General features: G+C 74.5%; 2 protein-coding genes. Both read right to left on the bottom strand.

Features of this window, described 5'->3' with window-relative positions; all coding sequences use genetic code 11:
* On the bottom strand, positions 1-2042 hold a 2042-nt coding region (locus ABD329_RS47130; protein WP_344318177.1), incomplete at its 3' end, for a type I polyketide synthase.
* Between the two features lie 61 nt (positions 2043-2103).
* Positions 2104-5372 (bottom strand): SDR family NAD(P)-dependent oxidoreductase (locus ABD329_RS47135; protein WP_344318178.1); only part of this gene is annotated, 3269 nt, incomplete at its 5' end.

Here is a 5372-nt window from a genome sequence, read left to right on the forward strand (position 1 = left end):
CGCAGCGCCACCACCCGCGCCCCGTCCTCCAACGACAGCGCACCCGCCACCACCGCCGCCGCGATCTCCCCCTGCGAATGCCCCACCACAGCGGCAGGCACCACACCACACGCCCGCCACACCTCCGCCAACGACACCATCACCGCCCACAACGCCGGCTGCACCACATCCACCCGCTCCAACCCCGGACCCTCACCCCGCAACACACCACTCAACGACCAGTCCACAAACCCCGACAGCACCGCCTCACACTCCGCCAGCCGACCCGCGAACACCGGCGACGACTCCAGCAACTCCACCGCCATCCCCACCCACTGCGACCCCTGCCCCGGAAACACGAACACCGGCTTCCCGGCGTGGCCCGCCACGCCCTGGGCCACCAGGCCGCCGGGCTCGGCCCGGGTGAGCGCCGCCAGTCCGGCGCGGAAGTCCTCGACGCCGCCACCGACCACCACCGCACGGTGGTCGAAGCGGGCGCGGGTGGTGGCCAGCGAGAAGCCCACATCCGCCGGGGACGGCTCCGAACCCTCCGCGAGGCGTGCCAGCAGCCGCTCCGCCTGTCCGCGCAGACCGGACTCGGACTTGGCCGACAGCACCCACGGCACCGCCGCGCCGCCCACGGGTGCCACGCCCTCGGTTGACGTGTCCGCGGGCCCGGTGGCCTCGGGGGCCTGCTCGATGATGGCGTGGGCGTTGGTTCCGCTGGCGCCGAAGGCGGACACCCCGGCGCGGCGGACCCGCCCGGTCTCCGGCCACGGCCGGGCCTCGGTGAGCAGTTCGACGGCGCCCGAGGTCCAGTCCACGTTGGGCGACGGCTCCTCGATGTGCAGGGTGCTGGGCAGCATCCCGTGGCGGATCGCCTGCACCATCTTGATCACACCGCCGACCCCCGCGGCGGCGGCCGTGTGGCCGATGTTGGACTTCAGCGAGCCGAGCCAGAGCGGCCGGTCGGCCGGGCGGTTCCTGCCGTACGTGGCCAGCAGGGCGTTCGCCTCGATGGGGTCGCCCAGCGACGTCCCCGTGCCGTGTGCCTCCACCACGTCCACATCGGCCCCGGACAGGGTGGCGTTGGCCAGCGCCTGGCGGATCACCCGCTGCTGGGCACGGCCGTTGGGCGCGGTGAGACCGTTGCTGGCGCCGTCCTGGTTGATGGCGCTGCCGCGCACCACCGCGAGCACGGTGTGACCGTTGCGGCTGGCGTCCGAGAGCCGCTCCAGCAGCAGCACCCCGACGCCCTCGCCCCAGGCGGTGCCGTCGGCCGTCGAGGAGAACGCCTGGCAGCGGGAGGAGGTGGACAGCGCCCGCTGACGGCTGAACTCGATGAAGCCGCTCGGCGTGGACATCACGGTGGTGCCGCCGGTGAGCGCCATCGAGCAGTCGCCCTGGCGCAGCGACTGGCACGCCATGTGCAGTGCCACCAGCGAGGACGAGCACATGGTGTCGACCGTGACGGCCGGTCCCTCCAGGCCCAGGGTGTAGGCGACCCGGCCGGAGAGGATGGCGCCCGAGGCGCCCATGGACATCTGGCCCTCGAGCCCCTCGGGGAGTTCGGTCAGATCGCGGGCGTAGTCGAAGTCGGTGGCGCCCATGAAGATGCCGGTGTCGCTGCCGCGCAGGGTGCCCGGGTCGATTCCGGCCCGTTCGAAGGTCTCCCAGACCACTTCCAGCAGCAGCCGCTGCTGTGGGTCCATGGTGAGGGCCTCACGCGGCGAGATGCCGAAGAACGCCGGGTCGAACTGGTCCACGTCCTGGAGGAATCCGCCCTGGCGGGCGTAGGTGCGGCCCTCGCGGTCGGGGTCCGGGTCGAAGAGGTTCGGCAGGTCCCAGCCCCGGTCGGCGGGGAAGTCGGCCATGCCGTCCCGGCCTTCGGCCACGGCCTGCCACAGGTCCTCGGGGGACCGGATGTCGCCCGCGTAGCGGCAGTTCATCGCCACGATGGCGATGGGCTCGGGGGCCTGCAACTCCTGGATCCGGCGGTGTGCGGCGCGGAGGTGGCCGGTGGCCCGCTTGAGGTAGTCGCGCAGCTTCTTCTCGTTGTCCATGGTCGTCAGCTCCTCAAGAGGGCCGGAACGTCGGTGGCGGCCGGGGCGGTGGCGCGGCGGTTCATGGGGCCGTCAGATCCCGGCCCAGCAGCTCGAACATCCCGTCGAGCAGCTCGAACATCTCGTCGTCGGTGGCCGATTCGATGTCGTCCAGCTCCAGGGCGGCGAGGGTGGACTGGACGCGGTCGAGCTCGGCGAGCGCCGCGGTGTCCACGGGCTCCCCGCCCGAGGGCAGGAGTTCCTCCCGCAGCAGCACGGCGAGGTCGTCGGCGGTCGGGTAGTCGAAGACGAGGGTGACCGGCAGCCGGAGCCCGGTGGCGGCGTTCAGCCGGTTGCGCAGATCGACGGCGGTGAGCGAGTCGAAGCCCAGCTCCTTGAAGGCCCGTCCGGTCTCGACCGCGCCCGCGTCGGCGTAGCCGAGGGCCGCGGCCGCCTGCTCGCTCACCAGCTCCACGAGGGCGGTGTGGCGGTCGGCCGGGCTGAGCTCCGTGAGCCGTGTGCGCAGCGCGGCGGCGCCACCGGCCTCCTCCCGCTCCGCCCCGGCCGGATCCTGCCCGGTGCCGCCCGCCTCGGGGAGGTCGGCGAGCAGGGGCAGCGGGCGGGTGGCGGACAGGGCGGGGGCGAAACGGCCCCAGTCGATGTCGGCCGCGACGAGGAAGCCATCGCTCCGTGCGACCGTCTGCCGCAGCAGCTCCAGCGCCCGTACGCCGTCGATGGGCGGCGCGCCACGGCGTCGCAGCTGGTCCGCCACCTCGCCGTCGATCATTCCGCCGCCCGCCCAGGCGCTCCAGGCCACCGAGGTGGCGGGCAGGCCGTCCGCGCGGCGCAGCTGGGCGAGTGCGTCGAGATACGCGCTGGCCGCCGCGTAGTTGCCCTGTCCGGCGGCGCCCACGGTTCCGGCGATCGAGGAGATCAGGACGAAGGCGTCCAGGTCCGGACCCAAGTCCCGGGTGAGCTCGTGCAGATGGCGCGCGCCCGCCACCTTGGGGCGCAGTACGGCCTCGATCCGCTCGGGGGTGAGCGCGTCCACGGTGGCGTCGTCCAGCGTGCCCGCGGCGTGCACCACGGCGGTGAGCGGGTGGTCCGCGCCGTCGCGCGTGACCTGGTTCAGCAGGTGTGTCAGCGCCCCGCGGTCGGCCACGTCGCACGCGGCGACGGTCACCCGGGCGCCGCGCTCGGTCAGTTCGGCCTCCAGCGCGGCCGCGCCGGGGGCCTCGGGGCCACGGCGGCTGACGAGCACCACGTGTTCGGCGCCCTCGTCGACCAGTCCGCGGGCGATCTGGGCGCCGACACCTCCGGTGCCGCCGGTGATCAGGACGGTGCCGCGGGGCTGCCAGCGCTCACCGGAGCAGCCGGCCCCGGCCCGCCGGAGCCGCCGGGCGAGGGTGCCCGAGGCGCGGACGGCCAGCTGGTCCTCGCCGTCCTGGCCGGTCAGGGCGCGGGCGAGGGCCCGGAAGGCACCCTCGTCCAGCGTCCCGGGCAGATCGATCAGCCCGCCCCAGCGCTGCGGATGCTCCAGGGCGACCGCACCACCCAGGCCCCAGACGAGGGCCTGCGCGGGGGCTTCGAGACGGTCGGCGGCGCTGGTGGAGACGGCGCCGCGGGTGACACACCACAGGGGCGCGTCGACGCCCGCCTCGCCCAGCGCCCGCACCAGGTCGAGGGTGGTGGCGAACCCGGTGGGGACGTTGGGGTGTTCCGGGTGCGGTGCCTCGTCGAGAGCGAGGAGGGACGCCACACCGTCGGGCGCCCCGGTGTCCCCGATGGCCTCGGTGATACGGGCGGCGAGCCGGGCGCGGTCGGTGTCGTCCGGGCCGATGCGCAGGGGGACGACCTCGACGCCGAGCGCGGCGAGCCCGGCGGCGATGGCCTCGGCGGCAGCGGGGCTGGTGTTGGTGGGGCCCGTGGTGGCGGCGCCGGTGGTGGCGGACCCGGCGTAGGCGCACCCCGTGGTGGTGGCCCCGGCCCCGGCGCCCTCCTTATCAGTGGCGCGGGCCTCGGCGGGCAGCGCGACCAGCAGGCGGCCCGGGAGCGTGAGGGGCCGCCGGTCGTCGAGCGGTTGCCAGCCGATGCGGTAACGCCAGGCGTCGAGCGCCGCCTGGTCGCTCAGCCGGGACCGCCACGACGACAGCAGCGGAACCACCTCGCTGAGCGGCGCGTCGGCGTCCGCGCCCAGCGTCGCCGTCAGCGTGTCCAGGTCGGCCTTCTCGACCGCGGTCCAGAACTCCGCCTCCGCCGGGCCGGTGGCCGCCTCCGCGACGGGCCCGGTCCGGGGCTCGACCCAGTAGCGGGTGCGCTGGAACGCGTACGTGGGAAGGTCGACGCGGCTCGCTCCCCGTCCGGCGAACAGCCCCCGCCAGTCCACCTCCGCGCCGTGGACGTAGCCCTGGGCGAGCGAGAGCAGCATCCGCTCCGGGCCGCCCTCCTCGCGGCGCAGGGTGCCGATGACGGCGGCCGAGCCCTCGGCGGCCTCGACGGTGGCCTCGATGGCGGCGGCCAGCACGGGGTGCGGGCTCACCTCCACGAACAGCCGGTGGCCGCTGGTGAGCAGCGCCCGGGTGGCCGCTTCGAGCTGTACGGTCTCGCGCAGGTTGCGCGCCCAGTAGGCGGCGTCGAGCCCAGCGGTGTCGAGGGGTTCGCCGGTGACGGTCGAGTGGAAGACGATCCGCGAGGTGCGCGGCCGGATGGGGGCGAGGATCCGGAGCAGTTCGTCGTGGATCTCCTCGACCTGCGCGGAGTGCGAGGCGTAGTCCACCGGGATCAGCTTCGCCCGTACCTCCTCCGCCTCGCATTGGGCCAACAGCTCGCGCAGCGCCTCCGGTTCGCCGGAGACGACCACCGCGCCGGGGCCGTTGACGGCCGCCACGGAGATACGGCCGTCCCAGACGGCGATCCGCTCCCGCACGTCCTCGACCGGGAGCGACACGGACATCATGCCGCCGTGCCCGGCCAGCCCACGGGCGATGGCCTGCGAGCGCAGCGCCACCACCCGCGCCCCGTCCTCCAACGACAGCGCACCCGCCACCACCGCAGCCGCGATCTCCCCCTGCGAATGCCCCACCACAGCGGCAGGCACCACACCACACGCCCGCCACACCTCCGCCAACGACACCATCACCGCCCACAACGCCGGCTGCACCACATCCACCCGCCCCAGCGCCCTCCCATCCCCCAGCACATCCGCCAACGACCAGTCCACAAACCCCGACAGCGCCGCCTCACACTCCGCCAGCCGACCCGCGAACACCGGCGACGACTCCAGCAACTCCACCGCCATCCCCACCCACTGCGACCCCTGCCCCGGAAACACGAACACCGGACGGGCATCGG

Source organism: Streptomyces javensis (assembly GCF_039525925.1).
GTDB classification, from domain to species: domain Bacteria; phylum Actinomycetota; class Actinomycetes; order Streptomycetales; family Streptomycetaceae; genus Streptomyces; species Streptomyces asiaticus.